Below are 22,774 nucleotides of genomic sequence, written 5' to 3' on the forward strand. Positions count from 1 at the left end.
CGTGCAGGCGCGACGCGGGAAGATCGGCGATCCGGGCGAGGACCTCGGCGAGCCAGGCCTTGGGATCGACGTCGTTGAGGCGACAGGTCGTGATCATCGTCAGCATGATGGCGGCACGGTCGGCGCCACGCTGGCTACCAGCGAAGGTCCAGTTGCGCCTTCCCAAGGCGATGCCTCTCAATGCGCGCTCAGCGCAATTGTTGGTCAAGCAGATCCTGCCATCGTCGAGGAAGCGGCCGAAGTCGTCCCAGCGCCTGAGCATGTAATTCATAGGCTTCAGGACCTCGGAGGAGCGCGAGAGGGTTTCGCGCTCGCGCAACAACCAGGCGTGCATGTCCTCGAGAAGCGGCTTGCTCTTTTCCTGGCGCACGGCGCGCCGCTCGTCGGCGTCGCGGCCGTTCATGGCGCGCTCGATCTCGAACAACGCATCGAGGTGTCTGACCGCCTCCAGCGCGATCGGAGAGACCGGTTTGCCCTTCTTACCTTCCCGGGCATTTTTCTCGATGTCAGCCAGCTCGAAGAAGCCCCGCCGCGCATGGGCAAAGCAAAACGCCGGCGTCATCGGCAGCACCTTCTTCTGCGGGTCGAACAGCGGCTCGAAGCCGCTGTAACAGTCGCATTGCAGGATACCCGTGAAGGAGGCCAGATGCTTCTGGGGGTGCTCGCCTCGTCGGTCGCTCGAGGCGTAATAGACCGCCGCCGGCGGCGCAGGCCCGGCGAAGGGCCGGTCATCCCGCACATAAGTCCAGATCCGCCCGGTCGTGCACTTGCCCTTCGCCAGGATACGGATGGTGGTGTCATCGCCATGAAGGCGCTCGGCCGCGAGCACATGGCGTTCGATCAAGTGGAAGAGCGGCATGACGGCGAAGGTCCCGTGGCCGACCTGGTCGGCCAGCGTCGACAGCGGCAGGTCGATCCCCTCGGCCTTGAAGCGCGCACTCTGGCGGTTGAGTGGGATATGCATGCCGAACTTGTCGAACAGGATCGTCGCCAGCAATTGTGGGCCGATGAAGCCGCGCGGCGTCGCGTGGAACGGCGCGGGCGGCTGGCTGATCTTCTCGCAATCGCGGCAGGTGAACTTCTCGCGTACCGTCTCGATCAGCTTGAAGCGGCGCGGGATCTCCTCCAGCGTCCCGGTCACATCCTCACCGATCTTCGCCAGCCGCGATCCACCGCAGCAGGCACAGGTCGTTGGAGCCTCAATGACGATGCGCTCGCGTTCGATGTCGTCCGGCCATGGCTTGCGCACCGGCCGCTTGCGCATGAAGGGGCGGACGTTCTGCGTCTTCGCCGCTGCGGCCTGCGCGGCAAGCTCATCCTCGCTCGCTGTGGTGACGAGTTCTTCGAGCTCCAACTCCAGCTGCTCGAGCAGCCGTGCCGAGCGCTCGGAGCGCTGCCCGTACAGTTCGCGTTTGAGCTTCTCGATCCGCAGCTCGAGATGCGCGATCAGCGCCTCGTTGTCCGACAGCTCCGCCTGCGCACTGGCAGCCACCGCCTCGGCTCGCAGCCGCGCCTCACGCTCAGCCTGCAGCGCCGCCAGGGCACTCGCAAGGTCCGATGGAAGATCGTCCGGCTTCGATATCATGAAGCCATTGAATCAGATCAAGCAGCAGATTCAAACCGTAAAAGCGGCTATCCGACCCGCGTCGGCCGATGGGTTTCTTGAGGGTTACGCCAATCGATCCCGGACAGCAGATAGCTCAACTGCGCCGGCGAGATCGTTACCGATTCACCGGCAACCGATGGCCAGATGAACTTTCCTCTCTCGAGCCTTTTTGTGAACAAGCAGGCTCCCTGGCCATCGTGCCAGATCGCCTTCACAAGATCGCTGCGGCGACCGCGGAAGACGAACAGATGACCGCTGAGCGGGTCTTTGTGCAGCACCTCCTGCACTTGGAGTGCCAGCGACGGAAAGCCTCTGCGCATATCCGTGTAGCCTGTCGCGAGCCACACTCGCACATTCCCCGGTATCGCAATCATCGGCGTCCAAGCACATCGAGGACCCGCGCCAGCGCCTCCGGATCGACGTGCGCATCCACCCGGATGCACCGTCGGTTGCCGAGATCGATCTCTATCAATCCAGTACGCGCGGCTGCCACGGAGCGAACTCGGCCATCAACCGTAGGCAAAAGCTTCGGAGTTTCCTCAGCGGATGCCGCTACGGCGGCGATCTGCACCGGCGTAAAAGATGGTACAACTTGTTTCGATGTCCGTGCTTGTCGACGCCAGGTAAACACCAGGCTGGCCGCTACTCCGTTGCGACGCGCAACCTCAGTCACCTTCGCGCCCGGCGCCAACGTCTCCTCGACAATCCGTGCCTTGTCGTCCTGCGACCAGCGCCGCCGCCGCTCCAGCCCGCCCAAAACCTCGACCCGCATCGCCTGATGACCTTAAAGCTAGACTTAAGGTCACACGCTTCGCGAATTACTACCCGTCACGCAAGACGGCCCCCGTCGGATGCGTACCGCGAAGCAAACCATTCAGAGTTTCAATCTCTCGGTCGCTATTTGATAAGCCAAGTGACTGCGTGGTCTGGATCGGCGTTAGCGAAGCCTTGAGCTGCAGCGGTTCTATTGCTGGGAGCTGCGCCAGGAGAGCCGCTTCCGGCAGTAGGCGAGCTTAGGGCGGCTAAGGGACGTCGCAACAAGGATGGCACGCGTCTGGATCGGCCCAATGTGCGGGTTGATACTCTCGGGGAGATACTGCGCCAACTATTCGAACATACGCTGCGCTAACGACGTTTCGAAGGGACTTTCGGGACATATTGGCAGCCAATCTCCGCCGCCTGCGCAATGAAAAGGGGTTTGCGCAGGACGATCTAGCCTATGAGGCCGAGGTCAGCCGCAGCTACCTGAGCCAGCTAGAAAAGGGTTCATTCTACGCTAGCCTGAAGATACCGGATAAACTAGCAAAGGCGCTCTCGGTCCAGCCCTATGAGCTAATTCTGCCGCCTCAGAAAAAGAAGCGCCTATAGCTCCAGACGCGAGATGGCCACCAAGGTGGAATCCTCGCGTAGAGAACGCCGAAAGATGAATCAAGAAGTTGCCATCGCTTTCGATATGGCGGTGAGCTTCTGCTGATTCTTAAAGAGCTGAGCTAGATAAGCCTGCGGGTACAGGTTGTTCGCCTGCATCGAAAGTCGACTGTGAATGTCCTCGACAAGGGTCACGATATCCTGCGCTATCGTCGCAGGAAGGGGAGCCGATGCGCTGACGATAGCCGTCGGCAGCCGTTGAAAGACTTGGTGTGCAATGAAGCGATTTCCGTGAATGAAGAATCCTTCCTCCCTCCCACTAACGGTGGAAAGCTTAGCTGCTACAGCCACTTCGATGATCCGAAGGAGCTTCACTGCCTGCCAAAGTTTCAAACCCGAGACGCTTGGATTAAACAATGCTTTGTATGGAGCTTTTGTGGTGTCCTCCCATAAGCGTCCGATTTCGCGCTTGGCCAATGTGGAGTGCGACAACTCGGGACTAGCGCATGCGAGGGCAACGGTCGCTTCTTCAATGTCCGTAGTTCTTTGATCGCGTATTGCCCCGTCGCCGGATTTGTAATTGTAGAATATCCCTTCGATCATCATCTCCGTTCGAAGGCGGCTCTGTTCTGGATCGAGCGAAACGAAGTCTTTTGGATTGATCCGGTTTTGCGTGTTCGTGGCCTTGGTGATTTCGTCTCCCAGCGACGCCTGCTGGGCATTTCCCACTGCAATGAAACGAATTTGCACTCTCGCTTGCTCAACTGCTTCTTTCTTTTTGTCGTACGCGGCGGCTATCGACCCGGCAGTTTGGGCTCCATTTACGATGCGCACGTCGTAACAGTTGAAGTATCCAGATTCCTTACTCTTACCGCCAACCATCTTCGGGCTAACTTCTCGGCAGATAACTGTGATGCCGTTGTTGAAGTGCCAGAAATGCTTAGGGTCATTGAGTAGGGTGTTATGCAGGCCCGCGTTCACTTCCGTGTCTGCCCCTAAAAACATGCGAATGTTTTGAGACACAATTTGAGGGTAGTGGTCCTTCCACCACGTGGCAACGTCGCTCGCGGCCACTTGTCCATACACAGAAAACGGATCGGCAGCCTCACCCCATTGAAAAAGGACGACGTCGAGATCGATAGGATCTCCTTGAGTCCCCCGGGCAACCAAAGCGTGCACGTCCGCCTGTTTTAGAACTCTGACCTCGAGAAGCGCCGTTGCGGCTGGATCCGCCGTATCATTGTATTTGTCGAGGCAGTCGTCGAGGTCCTGCTGAACTTCGAGTGCAAATTCGCTCGTGCCGGTATGGATCGGAACCAGGACGTATCTAGCTTTGTCGTCGTGGAGGCCCTCCCTGATTATCGCGGCTTTGTTCTGGATCTTTGCATTGAACCTCGCGAAGTCCTGTGTTGTCAGATCATCAAAGCCCTTCGTGAACTTGAGCATGTCTGCGCGATCGAAGGCGCCGTTACCGTCTGAATGCCATTTGGCTTGGACGACATACATTGTCTTTGTCAGGCGGTCGTAGTGGAGCGCATCAATTCCATTGTCACCGGTGCCATCCGTGACCGCGAGTGCGGCATCATCGGCAGAAGTGCCGCCGAGTTGCATTATAGCGAAAGCGGCGAGGGCTCTCGTCAGGAAGACCTTTTCCGAGGCAGGGGTGCCCAGTTGGGTGTCGGCTAGATCTATTTTCCCGTCGAAATAGCGATGCAATGCGCCGTCGATCTGATTGACGTGCAGAATACTCATGCGATTCCCATCTCAGTTTTCAATGTCGTGAGATCCGCAACAAGGTCAGCCGAGCTAGCAAGTGTGTAAATGCGGGTAATGTCGCCGTTGTTTTGATAGCTTACGATCTTCCTGAGGTCGCTCTGCCTTTGCCGCCACGATAACCCGTCTGTAACGAACAAGAACGCGGTGTCTGAACGCTTGGCCGAGATTATTTTTTCTATGTCACCGATAACGTCGGTCATTTTCGATCCGGTCGCGCCGTATGCCTTCGATTCGATAACGATGCGAGGGTCCTCCATTGATGGAATCGCGATATCGCATTTCGCTATCAGACCTCGCGCTCCTACAAAATTTGAACGAGACGCAAAGTTTGATCCAAAAACTTTTCGAACTAGTTCTTCGGCGAAATCCTCCAAGCCGCGACCGCGTCGCTGACCGCTGATTGCGCTTCCCCGCCCACTTCGAAGCCGCTCCACCAGGGTGTCGCTCCAATGCACTTCGCGCGTCACTTCGGCCACCATGGCATCGGCGATACCAAGGCCGGCAAGACCAGCGAGATATCCTGCTCGATCACGCTTAAATCGGGTCTTACCTGCGCCTGCGCTTCCCAATGCTTCGCTAAGACTCGCGGTGAACTGGTCTTTGGATAGGCCGAGAAATAACCTACAAATCAAAAGACCGTCTTCAAAATCTTCATCTAAGAGTTTGCCGACCGCCTCAAGGTCGTAATTACTCGAAACAGGTATTGCCTTTAGCTTTCCGATTACCCTAGTGGCGACATCGTCCTGCCAATCGACTGTAAGCGGCTTCAGGACTGATAAAATATCCTGGAGGGATTGAACAACACGCTGCATCACTGTCCTACAATCAAATATTCTGTAACTTTCGAACGCTCCACATTCTCGTGCGTACCAAAATGGTAGCGATGCTGCCTGTCAAAGACGCGCACGGATTTCTTGTAGCGACGGAGCAACGCTTCAAGATGCTCAAGGTCAGGGAAGCCATTTGAGCTGTAAGACAGAACGATGATGCTTTTGGAAAAACGTGCGAACAATCGATCAAATGCGTCGATGGCGGATTTGCGATAGCTGAAGGGCGTGTACTTTTTTTCGATCTTTCGAACTTTGGTAGTCATATCGACTGGTAGGCCGTCCCAGTAGGAAGCCAACCCTTCGAGGAAGTGGTACCGCTTGATGTAGCAATTATCGTCAGAACGCGGCACGTAGGGAGGATCGAGATAGACAAGGTCAATCCCACGCGATGGCGCTTCGAAAACGTCCCCGCGAAGCGCCTTGTTTCGGCGACCGTTGTGGAAAACGGCTTCATTGAAGACCTTTACCTGTTCAATGAAGTGCTCTTCGATCGAGAGGCGAAGGTCGCGACGACCATCGTCATAGCGCGAGAGATCGCCCGAGACGGTAAATACTCCTCGGGGTTGGCGCTTCAGGCAAGACCGAAACAGGGCAGCATACGCGAGAGCTTGAAGGTGAGGATGATCGAGTCGCCGAATGTTGGCCGAAACTTGATCGAGGAATCTAAGATCGTCGCTCGTATAAAAGATGCCTTGAAATGTCCGCTGGATAAAGCTTGGAGATTTGCGCACGTTGAGCAACGCCTTGATATGGCTACCATCCAGTTGGCGCGAGTTGTTCTCGATCGTCGCGCGTGCAATGAGAGAGGAGAAATTCAGAAAATCGGAAGCGACGACACGCCGCTCCATGGTCTTGATAAGGTAACCGACAGATCCTGTGCCCGAAAAGGGATCGAGCGCGGTTTCAAAATCTAAGGTGTTCAGGACCTGACCGATCCAGGCAAGCAGGCGCTTTTTGGATCCCATATAGCGAAGCTCGGGATAGTTCAAAGCGCGCGCAAAGGTAGGGGGATCTTCCAAACTAGCTGTGACGACGGATCCTTCCGTCGGCCGCTTGAGCGCAACAACATTGCCCATATGTCACTCCCTGATGCCGATGCGTAAGGTGTCAGCCATAGATCGGCGTGCCCGCGCGCCTGATCTTTGTTAACCGAACCCAATTGCCCTTGCCACGTTCGATCTTCCAGAACCACCAGCCATTCACAGGTCGTCGTACGACTGCCTTTCCGGCATGGCTCAGAGATTCGTAATTCGCGCCTCGATACCGAACCGTTCCGTCTCTGCGTGCGCGGGCGCTGTAGACTTTGCCTTTATAGTCGGCTCGCAGTTTGGCCCCCGCTGGGAGGAGGCGAACTAGATCGGACTCTCCGCGGACCTTCTTTGGCTTTTCGGGTTCTTCCCGAACCTGTCGCCAATCAAACAAAGAAGAAATGTGCTTTGCTTGTTTGGCGCGGATGCCTCGCATGATCTGGCGCTTCATATCACGCGATTGCGCCAACTTACCGGTCTGCCTAGCTCCCGGCGGCCGCGTGATTCTCAGCAACAGCGCCTCAATTTCTCTGAGGTGCTGATCCCGAATAGTAAGGTAGACCGAAAAGTGATCCCACGAGTTTCCGTGCCGATTTTTCCCGTGGGCCGTTAGTCGACTACGAAGCGCGCTGGCGAGACCGACATAGTAGAGCTTGTTCTTGCGGTAGAGCGCATAAACTCCAGCGTTTCGACCGATCAACTCCCGCACGATATCGGGGTGATCAATCAGAAGATCCTTTGACACTCGCTCAAGATGAGCAAAAACCAATGCCTCGCGCTTCAGGCGACGCGGCCTCTTAGCCTTGGTCTGCACAACTGGTTGCCCCGAATCAGTTTAGCCGTACCCATTGTAACCACAGGTGGCGTAGACTTGGATCGCACAACGATTGCAGGCAGCCACGCATAGAGATGAGTTGGTCGTTTAAGGCTTAGAGGGCACTCCAGGGGGTACAAATGAATACTCAAACGCTGGCTCAGACTGTTGCGATTTGCACTGCGATACTGCTTTCGAACGCGCCACGTATGTGTCTTGCAGACGATGCGACGCAGAAGGCGCGCGTCGCTCTCTCCTACATCGATTGCGATGGTGATTTCACCATACGCAACGGTCGCATAGGTCTCTATATCGGCGGTCGCTTCGTTGCCGACACGGTCTTAGGAGCCACTTACTTGGGCGCTGTTCGCGTTTGGGGAGGGGAGGACAAGCGGTATACGCTATCGTTCAGCACAGACCTCTCCCAAGCAACGCTTTCAGCTACGAGCGGGGGCTCAACTCATGCCAAATGCCACCGTGCGCCCTGAGAATACCCGATAAAGCCGGTACGTATGGCATACCTTTCTCAATTCTGTCGACCAATAGATTTATCACTAAGTGATTGATATTGTTTGGTGAGCGCGGAGGGACTCGAACCCTCGACCCAATGATTAAAAGTCACGTGCTCAAGCCGCCAGATTCACCCCGGAAGGGAACCGATCGGTCAAAGGGCGCGCGCCGGCAAATTCGGAGAAGGTCTCGAAAAGCTTGCTCGGCGAAAGGCACCCTCACGCAAGGAAAGGCACCGAGATCCCTCGTTCGGCTTCGTAACTTATTGAAATCACAGCGAATGAATCCGCCCTCCGAGCGCACCATAGACCCAGAATGCAGCCACGTCATCGCGACGAGGCCTCGCCAGACGATCGGGATGCGTCTTGGGAGCTCGGCAAAGAGACCCGACGCTCGTGCCGGGGTGCGGTATCGAGTGACATTTGGACGGAAACGCGGACTTGGTTTGTGACATCGCGATGGCGTTGCCTACCGGGTGCGAGTGGGCCGGACCGGCGCCATCCCCTCAAGGCTGGCGCTTCGCGCCCCCGCTTCGCGGCTGGCGGCCTTGACCGGATATCGCCGGCCCGGCAAGGGCCGGCCAGGCAGGTAAGGCTTGGTGCGAGCTGAGCACCTCTCTCGACGGAGGGGGACGAGGACGATAACTTCGCTCCTCGGAGCGTTTAGGTCACCCGATTCCCTAATTGGAGGTTCCGCCGCGCAGCAGCTGCCGATATCCACACTCGGACATCCATTTGGCACGAGCCAAATGACTCTCAAATGCTTTGCGTGCACGGTCTGGCTCTTGGCCGGGGTCGATGCGCAGCAAGGTCTGTGTGATTTCGCGCCAATCAGTGCCGCCCGCATCAGCATCGAGTAAACGAAGATAGGTGCGCAGATGCTGCTCATCGTAGACCGTGAGCGTTGCGTCGACCGGAGCGACGTCAGCGATAGTGGGATCGATCGTCGGTTTTCGCATTGGGATCCTCGTTGAATGCGCATCCATTCAGAGATCTTCGTCACGAGCACAGAAGCTTGGCGAGTCGCTTAAATCGGCACTCGGCGCAGGCAACGGAGCTCATACGAAAAATGCAAAATATGGACTATATTCCCTAGAGACTATATACCCGACAATGCCCGATCCTACAATGCAGGATTGGCGCGCAATTGTTGGCAGGAACGTTCGCAAATTTCGCAAACAGCGAGGAATGACTCAGGAAGAACTGGCCTTTGAATCCGAGATCGATCTGACTTACGTGGGCGGAATTGAACGCGGCAAGCGTAACCCGAGTTTATTGGTGATGGCGCGCATCGCAGACGTTCTTGCGATACCGCTGTCTAGACTACTGTCGGATTGAAGCTTCCAAAGCCTCTTTCAAAACAAGCAGTACTTCCTTGAACGGCATTGTGCTGCTCGTCCCATATTGATTTCGAATAAACGTATTCTGCACCGTTGCTCTTGGTACCGTGGCAGACGGTTGCTGTACCCTTGGATAACCATCCGAATTGTACGCAATCGCGTCCGAAATCGCGCCGATTGGTATTCGGCCGTTGTCGACCACTTCCTTCAACTCTAGCGTTGGCCACCTATTTCAACGGGGCGAACTGGGTGGGCGAATGTCCGTGACCGACCAACCGCAAGCAAAAGCAACATCGAGGATAACAAAACGCGACGCGCCACTGCGTCTTGCGGCAGAAAAACTTGCCCTCACTGTTCCGGAAGTCGCTGCACTTACGTCACTTGGCCAGACGTCCGTCTATAAGGCGATTAGGGAGGGGCGTTTGCGAATTCGCAAGTACGGCACACGGACCATCATCACGCGCGCCGACCTGGCTTCCTTCTTGGAGAACCTACCCGATGGTCGCGATGGCTTCGAAGCCTGATACCTAGCGGCGGGCGGAGACAGCCAGTCAGGCGGCCCTTATCGATTTGACGTTGTTTTTCGGTGGTCGCGTCGCGAAGTCAGCAAACGCCTGCATCACGACACGACGCTTCTTGAGCGCCTCACCGCGCTTATAGGCTTTTTCAGCATCATCGCCGGTGATGTGATGTAGGCAATGCTCGACGATCTCCTCCTCGAAGTCGGTTTCCTCCTGTGCCCAGGTCCGGAACGTGGTCCGGAAGCCGTGGACCGTCAGTGTTTCGTCTCCGGTGATCTCCTTCAGATGTATGAGCATGGTCATATTTGAGATCGGCTGCTTTAGGCTGCGACCTGGAAATACGAACTCGTCACTAACGCGGCTCTGATAAGCCTCGCGCAGATAGGCTAAGGTCTGTCGGGGCATCGGCGTCCGTTTGGGCCGTTCGTTTTTGGTATCAAGCGTGTTCAGATCCCAAAGCCCGCCTTCGAGATCGAGTTGCGGCCAGCGCATGTTCTGCACCTCATTGGTTCGAGCCAGCGTGAGGATTGCGACCTCGAGCGCCCGCGCGCTTTGATCGGGATCAGCGTTGAGCTTCTGCATGAATACCGGCAGATCATGGTAATCCATGGCCTTATGACTGCCGCGGACGGTGCCCCGCTTTCGCTGCTTCGGCATAATCGGCTTCAGTCGGCTGTCCCAGTCCGCCGGGTTGTGTTTCGGCCGTAGATTCAGCGCTATCGCCGCGTCCAGAATCTTTTTGATCCGCTGGCGTGCATCGCGAGAGACCTCGCGCTGATGCCAGACCTTCCGCAGGACTCCGCTAACATGTTCGGTTTCAATCTGGTCGAGTTGCAGCTTGTGCAGCGGTTGGCAGGTAACCTGTACGATGCGCCGAAGCTTGTTGCGCGCAGCTTTGTGTTTCAGGCCGGTCTCATAAGTCTGCCGCCATTCCTCGGCGAATTCACCAAACAGACGCGATCCTTGCTCGCGGCGTCTTTCCTCGTCGCGTTGATCTCGCGGATCGGTCCCTTTGGCAAGAAGCCGCAGGGCGTCGATCGCCCTGTCCTTGGCCTCTGAGGGCTTGAGGCCTGCAGCTTTGGCCGAGCCGAAACCCATCTTTCTGACGATGCCATTGCGCTGGTAACGGAACGCCCAGCGCCGGCCGCCGCTGGGGGTGACGATCAGGTAGAGGTTGTTGCCGCACGGGTACTCGCCAGGACCGACGGAGAGGTAGTTCTTTGCGGTGATCTCCGGTTTTTCGGTTGGAATCTGCATGGGAGATTCGAACTCCTGTCCCTCGCAAAATAACGCGCCTTTCGGCGATGGGAGATTCTAACTCAGATCGAGGGGCAGCAAAAGGGGCGTTCCGGCGCTTGATCGCCGGCGACGACGAGCGACGGCCGACGACGCTCGGCGACGCGAAAACGAGATGTAAAACAGGCGCTTAGTTGGTCGGTGGAGGCCGCCGGCGACGATGAGCGAAGGGCGGCAAAAGCGGGCTTGGCGCGCTCGGAGAGATTCGAACTCCCGACCCTCGGAATCGAAATCCGATGCTCTATCCAGCTGAGCTACGAGCGCGTTGCGGGTCGATTATCAGACTTGGGTGGCGAGGGCCAGCAGGCAGGCACGGAGCGCGGCACCCAGCGGTGCCGGCACGTCCCGCCGTCTCCCTTATAGCCGTCAGAAGCAGGGATGCCGGCGGTGGTCCTGGCCGATATAGGCGGCCGCGCTCTGGTAGCACTTGTTGCGCGGGGAGCCGTCGTAATAGGCGAAGCTGCCGGCAGTCGGGCCGGGGCCGTAATTGTGCAGATAGCTGATGTGGTAGGGCAGGCCCCAATGGGCGTGGTGGTGATGCCGGTGGTGGCGCGGATGGGCCGTGAGGTCGGCCGCAGCCGCCGGGGTCAGGGCCATCACGGCCAGAGCGAGGGCGGCGAAAAGCTTGGTCTTGGTCATGGGCGGCCTCCGGTCATTTACGGGAATCGGCATTGTGGGCCGCCCCGGGGTCCATTTAACCCGGAATCGGGGCCAAAAGCTGCGGGAAATCAGCCACAGCGCGCCAAATTTTGCCTTTTTGCGGATGCTTAACGGATTGCCAACACAGTCCGGCCAGAGTCTTGCGGTCAGGTCCGCCCGGGCCCGGCCTTTCCCGCGGTTTCGAACGATCCATGCGCATCACGCCCCTTGTCGCCTTGCTGCTCTCGGTTCTGGCCGCGACGCCCGCGCGGGCGGTGCTGCACATCACGCGCGACCATGGCGGCTATGTCGAGGAGTACAAGGCCAAGTACAAGCAGATCCGCGAGCGCCGCGAGCGCGTCGTGATCGACGGCATCTGCAACTCGGCCTGCACGCTGGTGTTCGGCATCGTGCCACTGAACAAGATCTGCGTTACGCCGCGGGCCAGCATCGGCTTCCACCAGGCCTATTACGACAAGGCCTTCACCTTCGGCATCAAGGTCACCAGCCTCGAGGGCACCTCCGACCTGATGTCCTACTACCCCGATACGGTGAAGGACTGGATCCGCCGCAATGGCGGGCTCACCACCGAGATGAAGAAGATCAAGAACGGGGTCGATCTCTGGAAGATCGTCGATCCCTGTCCGGAAGAGTGGTAGGCGCGGACGCGCTCCTTGTTCCAGGTTTTGGGCCTTCAAGTCCTGGGGTTCAGGTCTTGGGAATTCAAGTCTTGGGCCTGACGTTGCCATCCGACACCAGCAGCACGGACGCCTTCGACTTGCCGAGCACGGCCGCGGCGATGCTGCCGAAATTCAGCCTGTCGCCCTGGATGCGGTCGACGCCGATCACGACAAGGTCGGCCCGGCTTGACGCGATCTCCTGCAGGATCGCGATCTCAGGTGCGGTATTAGCGCGCAGCCGCGTCGTCACGTTGATGTCATAGCGCGCCGCGGTCGCCGCGATGTCCTTCAGGATCGCCTCCTCATGCGCGAGCGACATGCTGGGGCTGGTGCGGCGGGCGCCCTTGTCGCGCGTGGTCGAGACGTAGACCACCTGCAGCGGCTCGCTTGAGAGGCGCGCCAGCGCGATCGCGACCTCGGCTCCGCGCCGCGAGACGTTGCTGCCCGAGACCGGCACCAGGATCTTCCGCGCATTCGCCGTCGGCTCCTTCTCGTGGATGCCCTTGGCGGCCGCGATCGCCAGCGGGCCGTCGAAGCCGGAGGTCAGGTCGTCGAGCCGCCGGTCGAAGCCGCCGTCGGGACCGGCGACCGCGTCCATGCCGACCACCAGCAGGTCGAAACCTTTTTTGGCTTCCTCGGCGATCGCCTCCGCCGCCGTCTCCTCGCGGGCGCGGCTGATGACGTCGACATTGCCGCCGCCGCCGCCGTCGGCATCGGCTTCGGCGCTCGCCTTGGCCGCGTTGATGACCGCCGCCTCGGGGCTCTCCTCATCGGCACGGTTCTTCTCCTGCAGCTTGGCGTTGGCGCCGACATGCAGCACCGTGATCGGCAGACCGCGCCCGCCGGCGAGCTGGCCGGCGAGATGCGCGGCGAATGTCGCGTTGCTGCTCTCGTCGACCGCGAGCAGCAGCCGCTCGAGATTGGCGACGAAGCCGCGCTGCTCATATTCCTCGCGCTCCAGCCGCTCCTTCTCGTCCTGGCCGAGCGGTAGCCGCGCCAGCGCGCTGCGCAGCATCGGCGGCATCGCCATCGTGGTCAGGATCGCCATGGTCACGATCATCGAGAACATGGTCTGGCTCAGCACCCCCATCGACAGGCCGATGGTGGCGATGATCACCTCGGTCGAGCCGCGCGCATTCATGCCGCTCGCCAGCGCATAGGATTCCTGCCGGGTCAGCCCGCCGAGCGCACCGCCGGCAAAGGCGCCGCCGAACTTGCCGATGCTCGCAATCAGCACCAGCGCCGCGGTCAGCCCCAGCACCGACGGATCCTTCAACACCGTGAGGTCGGCGCTGAGGCCGGCGAGCCCGAAGAATACCGGCATGAACAGGCTCGAGATCAGCCCGCGCAGCCGCTCGTCGATCTGCCGGGTCAGGATCGGGGATTCCCCGACCAGCACGCCGGCGATGAAGGCGCCGAGCACGGTGTGCACGCCGATCAGATGCGTGATCATCGCCATCCCGCTCATCAACAGCAGGATCACGGTGATCACCGCCGCCGAAGAGACCAGATTGTCGTTGGCCCAGCGGATCAGCCGGAACACCAGCCGCCGGCCGATCGTGAAGCTGACCGCGAGGAAGGCGAGGGTGCCGAACAGCGCCTGCGCGACCGAGAGGATGTCGAGGCTGCCGCGCGAGGCAAGGCTGAAGATGACAGCGATGATGATCCAGCCGAGGGTGTCGTCGATGATCGCGCTGGCGACGATGATCTGGCCGACATTGCGGCGCATGAAGTTCATTTCGCGCACCACTACGGCGACGATCTTCACCGAGGAGATCGACAGCGCCGTACCGAGAAACAGCGATGCGATCAGCCGCGCTTCGGGATACGGCAGCAGGTCGTCGGGAAGGAATTCGCCGAGCACGAAGCCGCAGACAAACGGCACCGCGATGCCCGCCACCGAGATCGTGATCGCGGCGCGGCCGACCTTTCGCACCAGCTTGAGGTCGGTGTCCATGCCCGTCAGCAGCAACAGGAGCAGGATGCCGACCTGCGCAATGCCATCGATCAGCGCCTTCTGCTCGCCGGACGGCGGAAAGATCACGCCGTGCGCCGACGGCCACAACCAGCCGAACAGCGATGGTCCGAGCAACAGGCCGCCTAGCAGTTCGCCGATCACGGAGGGCTGGCCGATCCGCTGCATCAATTCGCCGAGACCGCGCCCGACCGCGATCAGGAGCGCGATCTGGACGAGCAGGATGAACTCGGATGGCTTGCTCGCCTTGTCGCCGGCAGCGTCGGCTGCCGTGATGCTCACGAGCAGGATGACGGTCGCCCAAATCGCCGGTTGAAGCCGCCCCCAGCGGATCACCATGGCATCTCCGATTTCCAATTCCGGCGCGGCTCGGCCGGCTTGCCGCATGCGGTCAACGCCCGGGTTCCGAAAGCGATCCCCTCGGTCAGATTTTGGAACAGAGGCGCCGGCGGTTCGTTTTGCTCATGATGCGTTCATCCTGGTGATGCGAATGTCTCCATGAGGCTGACCGCCGGAGCGGCTGTGGCTCAGCTCGCGCGAACGGGAGGCTGCAATGGCAACCAGATCCAATCTTTCGAAGGCTGAGCTCGCGCGTAGCGTTGCCGGCGCTACATCGGCATTGGTGCTTAGTGCGCTCGTCCTGTTCGTCGCCGCGCATCACTTGAGCGGCGGGTAGGAAGGCGGCGCGTGCCGCGCTGATCCATCAAAGCAGGAAGGTCCCGATCAGGAGGCCGGCCGCAAATGCCCAAAGCCCGAGGGTGCAGGCCGATATGACCCGGACGAGATTGCGCAGATCCACGTCCTGCCAGCTGCTATGGGACCGATACGTCAATTGCAGGCACCCCCCTGCGGTGGCCGCCTTTGCTTCGCTTTTGCTTCCTGGGCCGACAGCCTGTTCCCGATAGGTGCCGAAATGAAGGCAATCGGTGGTGGCGCCCGATCACGCATTTGCGAGCCGTCGCCTAACGCGCGATGAGATCGGGTGCCGTTGTCATCGCGCTCTAGCTCATTGTTTGAGCATGATTTCTCGGAAAATCGCTGCGCATTTTCCCGGATCATGGTCGGGCGTGCGGTGTTGCCTTCCTGTCTGTAGGTGACGCCCGCGCCGGTCAGGCGGCCCGGCGTTTGCGGGTGCGTGCCGCCTTTTTCGCCGAGCGCGACCGCTCCGCGCGGGGGCGGCTCGCGGCGGCCTTGCCGCCGAGCTTGCCGCCCTTGCGCGACGGGGAATGATCCTCGCGCGTGCCGCGGCCGGAGCCGCTCTTCTTGCCGCCGTGGGTCTCCTTGTTGACGGTCGCCCATGCGCGCCGCTCGGCCTCGCGATCCGGAACGCCACGCGTCTCGTAGCCTTCCTCGATATGCTCGGCCTGCCGCTTCTGCTTGTCGGTATAACTCGACTTGTCGCCTCTGGGCATCGCGTTCTCCTGTCTATTTTGATCGAGACGTCTGCCGGACTTCGGCCGTGTCGTCGTTCGTCTCGACGACCTCGAATCTGGACCGGCTGAAGCGGCCCAATCCGCTGAGCTCGTAATAGCCGTCACGTTCGATATCCTTTGTCACCTCGTAGACGCGTCCGAGCGAGAGCGTGTCCCGCTGCAACGTGTTGTCGACGCAGCGAACGTGAAAAATCTTGCCGGTTTCGGCCATGCGCTCATCCTGAATTGTTGGTCTGGTTCGGCGTTACTTATCGCGCAACGTCACGATCGCAACCGGCAACCCTGCCGCGGGCCGATCACGAAATTTCGTTCGGTAACTTCCATTCGGGCGCCGGTTCGAAGACTTCGCTGTCGCCGGGAATTCGCTTCATGTGATAGCCGGCCGGCAGCACCTGGCCCGGCGCTTCATCCGCCACCGGAACGTCGAAGATCAGTCCGCAGATCAGTGCATGTTCCCACGCTTGCTTCTCCGTCGGAAAAGCCTTGTCGATCTGTCTGTCGCGATCGAACAGGGCGTAGGGCATCTGGCATCCTCGCTGCATTGGCTTGGCGCAGGCGGCTCGCTTGTCGTTGGCCCGATATGTCGAAAACGTCCGTTGCCGACCGGTGTTCCTAAATTCGCCCGCCAGCCGCGAACGCCGAGCCGCTCCCTTGCATGATATCGCTGAGATATTTCGCCGGTGGCTTGCCGAGCGCCTTCTTGAACATGGTGATGAAGGCTGTGACGGATTCATAACCGAGTTCGGACGAGACCTGCTGAACGCTCGCGCCGGCGGAGAGTTCGCGCAACGCGACGATCAAATGCAGTTGCTGACGCCAGCGTCCGAATGTCAGGCCGGTTTCCCTCAGGATGAGACGCGCGAGACTGCTCTCGCTCAGCGCCACGCGTTCGGCCCATTCGGCCATCGTGCGGCGATCGGCCGGATCGTCGGCGAGCGCTGCCGCGATCCGTCGCAAGCGTGGCTCGGGCGAGATCGGCAGATGCAGCTGCTGCAGCGGCATGCGCGGCAATTCGCTCAGCAGCAATTGCGCAACGAGGGTTTCAGTGCCGTGGTCCTGCTGCATACGGTCGGAAAGCGCGATGATCAGCTCTCGCAGCAAGGGTGAGATCGACAATGTGCAGCAGCGGTCGGGCAGGTCGGCCGCACCGGGCTCGATGAAGACGAAGAAGATTCGTGCATTGGCGGTTGCGATATTGGCGTGGCGCGTGCCGCCGGGAAGCCAGACGCCGCAATGCGGCGGCACCATCCACAACCCGTTCGGAACGCGGCACATCACGTCGCCGCCGAGCGCGAAGACGAGCTGTCCCTTCTGGTGCGCATGCTCGGCCGCCTCGACCTTGTTTTCGGTGACGTCGAGGCGCACGGCGATGGCCGCCGCCGCGACGTCATCCGGATCAAGGTCCGGCCAGGGATAGCGAAGTTGAAAGCCCATAACGGAGCTGAAAACTCGTCGAGTGACCGAATTTAGCGATCGATAGAACAGATATGTAAATTCTTCCGACAGCCAAGTCGATAGCTTGGCGCATGCAGATGGGCAGGAGCATGCGATGACGATGATTGCGCCGATGCGCACGCTGGGCGGGCAGGGGCTGTTGTTGACGGGGATCCTGCTGATCGCCTCGACGCTCCGCGCGCCCATTACCGGCGTCGCGCCGATGCTCGGCATGATCAGTGAGACCAGCGGGATCAGCGCGGCGGAGGCCGGAATCCTGACGACGCTGCCCTTGCTGGCGTTCGCCGCGATCTCACCTGTTGCAGCTGTGCTCGGGCGCGAATGGGGCATCGAGCGGTCGCTGTTCGGTGCGCTGCTTGTCATCGCGGCCGGGATCGCGCTGCGCTCGTCCGGTCCGGTCTGGGCGCTGTTCGCGGGCACCGCCACCATTGGTGCCGGAATCGCCGTTGGAAATGTGCTGCTGCCGAGCCTGCTCAAGCGGGACTTTCCGACCCGTATCGCCAGCCTGACCGGCGCTTACGCGATCACGTCCGCATTGGCCCAGGCGCTCGCATCTGTCGTGGCCATCCCGCTTGCGCAATTGCCGGGATCGAACTGGCATTTCTCGCTTGCGAGCACGCTGATCTTTCCGGTGGTGGCGCTGATAGCCTGGGCACCCCAGCTGGGGACTCACGCGGCCCCGACGGTCGAGCCGGCCTCGCCGCCGCATCGCGGGCGCATCTGGTACTCGCTGCTCGCCTGGCAGGTGACTGGCTTCCTCGGCCTGACCTCGCTGGTGTTCTACATCATCGTCGGATGGTTGCCCGCCATCCTCGTGCAGGCAGGCTACCCGGCGGCGACGGCGGGTACGCTGCACGGTGTGCTGCAATTGGCGACCGCGCTTCCCGGCCTGATCCTCGGGCCGATGGTCCGGCGCATGAAGGACCAGCGCGGGATTGCGATTGCCGTGTCGCTTGCGACCTGCGTCTCGCTGCTGGGATTGTGGCAGCTTCCGGCGCTCGCAATGCTGTGGGTCGCGCTGTTCGGCTTCGGGGCGGGTGCAGCCTTCATCCTCGGCTTGACATTCGTCAGCTTGCGAACCTCGCACAGCCACCAGGCGGCAGCGCTGTCGGGCATGGCGCAGTGCCTCGGCTATTCGCTCGCCGCCGCGGGCCCGCCGCTCGCCGGACTTGCCCATGATGCGACCGGACGCTGGGAGGTTGGGCTCGCATGCTGCGCCGTCGCGGCGATGCTGATGGCAGTCCTGGGCCGATCGGCCGGCCGCGCGGCGACAATCTGATTGTCGTTCGATGCGGAAATACCGCGAGCCAGATTCGGCTCGCCACAAGGCGTGGCGGCGGGCGGTCGGTTGTCTGCGCCGCAGGCGCGCGCTAGAGAAGGCGGGAGGCCTCGCAAGCAAGAGCCAAGGGAAAAGTATTGTTGAGGACATCTGCCAGCACGCGCATCGCGATCGGATCGACGCTCTTTGCCTTGGCGTCGAGCGCATTCCTTTTTCTGGTTCCTCCGAGTCCGATCGACAGGAACCTGTTGCGTGGCGCCTTCCGTCTTTACAAGGGATATGCGTATCTCATCCCCGTCAAATACGTGGACGGCACGCTCGAGACTGCCCGATTGTACGAAGACGACCGGCTTCTCGGCCCCGCGAACACCGCCCAGCAAGAGATCATCGACAAAGGTGCCGGCCGATTCGCATTTTACCGGGACACCTGGAGTTACTTCGGCCCGGCCTTGATGTTCTCGACAAGCGACAACACAGACCCGAATACCAACGGCAGGAAGTATCACCTCAGATGACGAACTGACCTGCGCTGTGTCCGGCTGTCGTCACGTCGTGCGTATCACGCCCAGTTCCTTCGACCGTTGGAGAAGAGCCGGCCGGTAAGGCGGGGAGGGATCGTCGTCGTCAGGGATGGCGCAATGGCCGAACTCCTGCTGGATGCGCTGGATCTCCATGACCCGATCGTTCAACCGCTGCAGATGCTCAAGCGATGTTGCCTTCCAGTAGCGGAAGGTGTCGAGCGTAATCGGCACGAAGGCGGTGCCGAACAGCGTTGGATCGGGCACGATGGTCCGCCCGAGCAGCAGGTAGCGGTCCTGACCGACGATGACGAGGGTGGCATACGGCCGCCCTTCACTTACCCTGAGGCCCTTCAACGAAAGTTCGCACAGCTTGCTGAAATAAGGTTCCTCGCGCCAGCGGTCGGGATCATCGAGGTCGACCTGCACATTCAGCGCGTCGAGCCCGAAATGCGGCACCATGCCCGCGGTCTCCGGAAACCAATCATCATCGAGGTGGCCTTGCAGCCAGGCACAGCTGAATGACCGGCACTGCCGGGGACGCTCGTGGTAGATCTCGCATCCGCCGCCCGCCAGGATGTGGTTGCAGACCGTATTCACCGGCTTGCTGAGATCGGTCACCTCAAGCACCTTGCAGCAGAGGGTGCATGATCCGCATTGCCTGACCGTCGGAGCCACGGGAAAGCCTAGGGCCCACGAGCCCTGCCGGTCGCGGAGGAGCAGCTTCTGCTTCTCCAGCGTGCTCAGTGCACGCTCGACCTTGAGGCGCGATAATCTGGTCACGCCGATAATATCTTTCGTCGTCGTCGCTCCGCTCTCGACCGCCCGAACGACGACCAACGCCACTTGATCCATTGTTTTTCTTCTTGTCCGGCTCGTGGCCGGCTCTTCTTGTGCAGTGTTTTTGGCCGCCGGTATTCGGCGACGGTAGATTCCAGTGCAATCCGGAACGTGCCGCGACCGACGGCTGCGAGATTCTACCGAAGCGTATCGGCGAGGGCGACATGTCGCATCCGATAAACGCGCATGGCATCCCTGAGGACAAATCGTCGTGATTGGCAGCGACAGGCGTTGGGTCCGCGAGCGTCTGCAAGGTCAGAGTGACAAACGGGGCAGCGCGCGCCGTACCTTTGTCAACCACGCCGACCGCGACGCCTTCATCGCCAGGTTCGTCCACGACTACAATCGGACCCGCCTCAAATGCCTCGGCTACCTGGCGCCAATCCAGGCCCTCGCCAATCACACGGGACCGAACACTTTCGCAGGGACGACACTGTGGGTGAGGCGCCACCTGCTTAAAGCCGCGGGCTCGCCGCCACCCTCTTAAATTCACGATTGCTGGCTGCCTCGTCTTCAGGCAATGACAGCCTGCAATGAACAAGAGCTTCGAGGAAACTGCCGCTCGTCTGGCGCCGGCGATCTTTGTCGTGCTGTGGAGCACCGGATTCATCGGCACCAAATACGTCATCAACAATGCGGAGCCGCTGACCTATCTGGCGATCCGGATGGCGTTCGTGGTGGTGGTGATGGCGGTCATCGCCGCGATCGCGCGGCCGAACTGGCCGGACCGGACTGGCATTCTCCACAGCGCGGTCGCCGGCATCCTGGTGCACGGCTTCTACCTCGGCGGCACCGCGATTGCGATCGCGCATTCGGTTCCGGCGGGGCTCTCGGCCTTGATCCCGGGCCTGCAGCCGATCCTGACCTCGACGATTGCCAACCGCTGGCTGGGCGAGCGCGTCACGCCGCTGCAATGGGGCGGGTTGGTGCTCGGCCTCGCCGGCGTCGTCTTGATCCTGCACAACCGGCCGATGACGGGCGAGGCGGGGTGGGGCTGGCTCGCCTCCGGCGTCTCGCTGATCAGCATCACCTTGGGCACGCTCTATCAACGGCGCTATTGCAACCGGATCGACTGGCGCGCCGGCAATCTGGTGCAGTACATCGCGGTGACGATCTTCTTCGGCATCGGCGCCTTTGTGTTCGAGACCAATGTGGTGCATTGGACCGGCGAGTTCGTGCTGGCGCTGGCCTGGCTGGTGTTCGCGCTGTCGATCGGTTCGATCGGGCTGTTGTACTGGCTGATCCGTCACCACGCCGCGACCTCGGTCGCGAGCCTGTTCTATCTGGTGCCGGCGGTGACCGCGCTGATGGCCTACGTCCTGTTCGACGAACGGCTGGATCATGTCGCCATTGCCGGCATGGCCGCCTGCGCCGCGGCGGTGCTGCTGGTCAATCGCCGCGCTTAGTCTTTGCGACGGATCTTCGCGTAAGCTGCAAGCGCGCGTTCGCGCCCCTGCTTGTGATCAACGATCGGCGGCGGGTACGTCTTGCCGAGTTCGATGTCGGCGCTCGCCAGCTCGATCGGTGTCGCTGTCCAGGGCTGATGGATCAGCTCGTTGGAGAGCTGCGCGAGCTCCGGCACCCAGCGCCTGACATAGCCGCCGTCGGGATCGAATTTCTCGCCCTGCAGGACCGGATTGAAGACGCGGAAATAGGGCGCGGCGTCAGCGCCGCAGCCCGCGACCCATTGCCAGTTGGCGGGATTGGAGCCGGCATCGGCATCGACCAGCGTATCCCAGAACCATTGTTCGCCTGTGCGCCAGTCGATCAAGAGGTGCTTGACCAGGAACGAGGCCGCCACCATCCGCACCCGGTTGTGCATCACGCCGCTGTGCCAGAGCTCGCGCATGCCGGCATCGACGATCGGATAGCCGGTGAGTCCGCGCTGCCACGCCTCCAAGGCAAGAGCGTTGCGCCTCCACCGAAAGGCATCGAACAGCTCCTGCAAGTTCCGATCCGCCATATCGGGGACGTCGAACAGCAGATGGCGGCAGAATTCGCGCCAGCCGAGCTCGCTGAGGAACTTGCCGATGTCGCCGGCAAGGCGCGAGTCTTCCGCGGCGGCGAAGCGGGCCGCGTGCCACACCTGCCGCGGGCTGATCTCGCCGAAGCGCAGATGTGGCGACAGGCGCGAGGTGCCGTCGCGGTCGGGCCGATCGCGGTCGTCGGCGTAACCGATGATCCCCTCATCGAGGAATCGCTTCAGCCGCGCCTGCGCCGCTGCTTCACCCGGTGTCCAGGTCTCGCGCAGGCCGCCGGCCCAATCCGGCCGTGTCGGTTCGAGACCCCAGTCATCGAGGGCGTCGCTCGCGATGCCGCCGATGGATGTGAGTCTCTTCGGCGCCGGCAACGGCCTTGGCGGATCGCCGAGGCCTTGGACGCGCCGCCAGAACGGCGTGAACACGCGCAAGCCCCGGTTGTCCTTGTTGCGGATCGCCTTCGGTTCGACGAGCAGATCGCCGCGGAAAATTTGCGAGTCGATGCCGTCACTTGCGAGCGCGGCTTCGACTTCTCTGGCAACGGCCTGATGCGGTGCCTGCGCGATGTCGTTCCAGAATACGGCGCGTGCGCCGATTTCGCGCGCCACCGTGGCGATCACCGACGCGGCCGGTCCGGTGCGCAGCACCAGCGATCCGCCTGCCATGGTGAGGCTTTTGCCGAGTGCGCGCAACGACTGCGCCAGCCACCAGCGCGTCGCACCCCCGAGCCGACGTACGGCCGGCGGCATCAATGCACGGCTCTCTTCGTCACGCACATAGAGGCCGACGACCGGCGCGCCGCTTGCCGCCGCCTCATGCAACGCCGGGTGATCCGACAGCCGCAGATCGTCGCGAAACCAGACGATGATCGGCTGTGCGCGGGTCACC

At 60.9% G+C, this 22,774-nt stretch carries 24 protein-coding genes and 1 tRNA gene; 7 read left to right on the forward strand and 18 right to left on the reverse strand.

Translation table 11 applies throughout. The features are described from left to right. From tnpC to tnpA, 3 genes are all read right to left on the reverse strand, one after another. The coding region (gene tnpC, locus J6525_RS39040; RefSeq protein ID WP_225648625.1) for an IS66 family transposase at positions 1-1,585 on the reverse strand (1,585 nt) is incomplete at its 3' end. Positions 1,586-1,632: 47 nt separating this feature from the next. Beyond that, positions 1,633-1,953 (reverse strand): IS66 family insertion sequence element accessory protein TnpB, encoded by a 321-nt coding sequence (gene tnpB, locus J6525_RS39045; protein WP_430642467.1) that lies wholly within the window; start codon positions 1,951-1,953, stop codon positions 1,633-1,635. 23 nt (positions 1,954-1,976) lie between these two features. Beyond that, positions 1,977-2,378, reverse strand: coding sequence for an IS66-like element accessory protein TnpA (gene tnpA, locus J6525_RS39050; RefSeq protein WP_225648626.1), 402 nt, complete (start codon positions 2,376-2,378; stop codon positions 1,977-1,979). A gap of 386 nt (positions 2,379-2,764) precedes the next feature. Between tnpA and J6525_RS39055 the strand changes: the two genes are divergently transcribed. Next, a complete protein-coding gene (locus J6525_RS39055; protein WP_225648627.1) occupies positions 2,765-2,974 on the forward strand; it encodes a helix-turn-helix transcriptional regulator in 210 nt (69 codons plus the stop codon). Positions 2,975-3,034: 60 nt separating this feature from the next. Here the strand turns inward: J6525_RS39055 and J6525_RS39060 are convergent, their stop codons facing one another. From J6525_RS39060 to J6525_RS39080, 5 genes are all read right to left on the reverse strand, one after another. Beyond that, positions 3,035-4,726, reverse strand: coding sequence for an AIPR family protein (locus tag J6525_RS39060; RefSeq protein WP_225648630.1), 1,692 nt, complete (start codon positions 4,724-4,726; stop codon positions 3,035-3,037). After that, positions 4,723-5,562, reverse strand: a complete 840-nt coding sequence (locus J6525_RS39065) for a DpnII family type II restriction endonuclease (protein ID WP_225648631.1) — start codon at positions 5,560-5,562, stop codon at positions 4,723-4,725. Before J6525_RS39065 ends, J6525_RS39060 begins: the two co-directional genes overlap by 4 nt. After that, on the reverse strand, positions 5,562-6,656 hold the full coding sequence (locus tag J6525_RS39070) for a DNA adenine methylase (protein ID WP_225648632.1): 1,095 nt from the start codon (positions 6,654-6,656) through the stop codon (positions 5,562-5,564). The genes J6525_RS39065 and J6525_RS39070 overlap by 1 nt, the downstream gene beginning before the upstream one ends. 31 nt (positions 6,657-6,687) lie before the next feature. After that, positions 6,688-7,422 (reverse strand): DUF2924 domain-containing protein, encoded by a 735-nt coding sequence (locus tag J6525_RS47345; protein WP_225648633.1) that lies wholly within the window; start codon positions 7,420-7,422, stop codon positions 6,688-6,690. 1,189 nt (positions 7,423-8,611) lie between these two features. Continuing rightward, positions 8,612-8,890 carry a DNA -binding domain-containing protein gene (locus J6525_RS39080; protein WP_225648635.1) on the reverse strand — a complete coding sequence of 93 codons (279 nt, stop codon included), beginning with the start codon at positions 8,888-8,890 and terminating at the stop codon, positions 8,612-8,614. Positions 8,891-9,059: 169 nt separating this feature from the next. On the opposite strand from J6525_RS39080, the gene J6525_RS39085 reads away from it, so the two are divergent. Further along, positions 9,060-9,269 (forward strand): helix-turn-helix domain-containing protein, encoded by a 210-nt coding sequence (locus tag J6525_RS39085; RefSeq protein WP_141342269.1) that lies wholly within the window; start codon positions 9,060-9,062, stop codon positions 9,267-9,269. A gap of 265 nt (positions 9,270-9,534) precedes the next feature. After that, the gene (locus J6525_RS39090; protein WP_225648637.1) at positions 9,535-9,795 is read left to right on the forward strand and encodes a helix-turn-helix domain-containing protein; all 261 of its coding nucleotides are present in this window, start codon (positions 9,535-9,537) and stop codon (positions 9,793-9,795) included. 27 nt (positions 9,796-9,822) lie between these two features. Here the strand turns inward: J6525_RS39090 and J6525_RS39095 are convergent, their stop codons facing one another. From J6525_RS39095 to J6525_RS39105, 3 genes are all read right to left on the reverse strand, one after another. After that, positions 9,823-11,049, reverse strand: a complete 1,227-nt coding sequence (locus J6525_RS39095) for a tyrosine-type recombinase/integrase (RefSeq protein ID WP_225648638.1) — start codon at positions 11,047-11,049, stop codon at positions 9,823-9,825. Positions 11,050-11,275: 226 nt separating this feature from the next. Next, positions 11,276-11,352: transfer RNA gene (locus J6525_RS39100), tRNA-Arg, on the reverse strand. Positions 11,353-11,454: 102 nt separating this feature from the next. Next, a complete protein-coding gene (locus J6525_RS39105) occupies positions 11,455-11,727 on the reverse strand; it encodes a hypothetical protein (RefSeq protein WP_076831273.1) in 273 nt (90 codons plus the stop codon). Between the two features lie 212 nt (positions 11,728-11,939). On the opposite strand from J6525_RS39105, the gene J6525_RS39110 reads away from it, so the two are divergent. Then, positions 11,940-12,386 carry a hypothetical protein gene (locus tag J6525_RS39110; RefSeq protein WP_018272072.1) on the forward strand — a complete coding sequence of 149 codons (447 nt, stop codon included), beginning with the start codon at positions 11,940-11,942 and terminating at the stop codon, positions 12,384-12,386. A gap of 64 nt (positions 12,387-12,450) precedes the next feature. On the opposite strand, the gene J6525_RS39115 is transcribed toward J6525_RS39110, so the two are convergent. The 5 genes from J6525_RS39115 to J6525_RS39135 all read right to left on the reverse strand — a co-directional run bounded on the left by J6525_RS39115 (position 12,451) and on the right by J6525_RS39135 (position 17,249). Continuing rightward, positions 12,451-14,721: a cation:proton antiporter domain-containing protein gene (locus J6525_RS39115; protein WP_225648639.1), complete on the reverse strand. Its 2,271-nt coding sequence runs from the start codon at positions 14,719-14,721 to the stop codon at positions 12,451-12,453. Positions 14,722-15,491: 770 nt separating this feature from the next. After that, positions 15,492-15,794 (reverse strand): plasmid stabilization protein, encoded by a 303-nt coding sequence (locus J6525_RS39120; RefSeq protein WP_092088971.1) that lies wholly within the window; start codon positions 15,792-15,794, stop codon positions 15,492-15,494. A 13-nt stretch (positions 15,795-15,807) separates the two neighbouring features. Then, on the reverse strand, positions 15,808-16,026 hold the full coding sequence (locus tag J6525_RS39125; RefSeq protein ID WP_092088969.1) for a hypothetical protein: 219 nt from the start codon (positions 16,024-16,026) through the stop codon (positions 15,808-15,810). A gap of 85 nt (positions 16,027-16,111) precedes the next feature. After that, positions 16,112-16,339 (reverse strand): hypothetical protein, encoded by a 228-nt coding sequence (locus J6525_RS39130; RefSeq protein WP_076831268.1) that lies wholly within the window; start codon positions 16,337-16,339, stop codon positions 16,112-16,114. A gap of 88 nt (positions 16,340-16,427) precedes the next feature. Then, positions 16,428-17,249: an AraC family transcriptional regulator gene (locus tag J6525_RS39135; RefSeq protein ID WP_225648640.1), complete on the reverse strand. Its 822-nt coding sequence runs from the start codon at positions 17,247-17,249 to the stop codon at positions 16,428-16,430. Positions 17,250-17,364: 115 nt separating this feature from the next. Here J6525_RS39135 and J6525_RS39140 point away from each other — a divergent pair, with 115 nt between their 5' ends. Both J6525_RS39140 and J6525_RS39145 read left to right on the forward strand, forming a co-directional pair. Beyond that, complete coding sequence (locus tag J6525_RS39140; RefSeq protein ID WP_225648642.1) at positions 17,365-18,549, forward strand: MFS transporter; 1,185 nt, start codon at positions 17,365-17,367, stop codon at positions 18,547-18,549. A gap of 140 nt (positions 18,550-18,689) precedes the next feature. After that, positions 18,690-19,064, forward strand: coding sequence for a hypothetical protein (locus J6525_RS39145; protein ID WP_225648643.1), 375 nt, complete (start codon positions 18,690-18,692; stop codon positions 19,062-19,064). A 30-nt stretch (positions 19,065-19,094) separates the two neighbouring features. On the opposite strand, the gene J6525_RS39150 is transcribed toward J6525_RS39145, so the two are convergent. Continuing rightward, positions 19,095-19,922, reverse strand: a complete 828-nt coding sequence (locus J6525_RS39150) for a YkgJ family cysteine cluster protein (RefSeq protein ID WP_225648644.1) — start codon at positions 19,920-19,922, stop codon at positions 19,095-19,097. Between the two features lie 518 nt (positions 19,923-20,440). On the opposite strand from J6525_RS39150, the gene J6525_RS39155 reads away from it, so the two are divergent. Then, entirely contained in the window at positions 20,441-21,313 is an 873-nt protein-coding gene (locus J6525_RS39155; RefSeq protein WP_092088959.1) for a DMT family transporter, read from the forward strand. Here J6525_RS39155 and J6525_RS39160 read toward each other — a convergent pair. After that, entirely contained in the window at positions 21,310-22,773 is a 1,464-nt protein-coding gene (locus tag J6525_RS39160; RefSeq protein WP_225648646.1) for a cryptochrome/photolyase family protein, read from the reverse strand. The genes J6525_RS39155 and J6525_RS39160 overlap by 4 nt on opposite strands. Position 22,774: the final 1 nt, after the last annotated feature.

Origin of the sequence: Bradyrhizobium australafricanum (assembly GCF_020329495.1) — a bacterium.
In the GTDB taxonomy this organism is placed as follows: domain Bacteria; phylum Pseudomonadota; class Alphaproteobacteria; order Rhizobiales; family Xanthobacteraceae; genus Bradyrhizobium; species Bradyrhizobium australafricanum.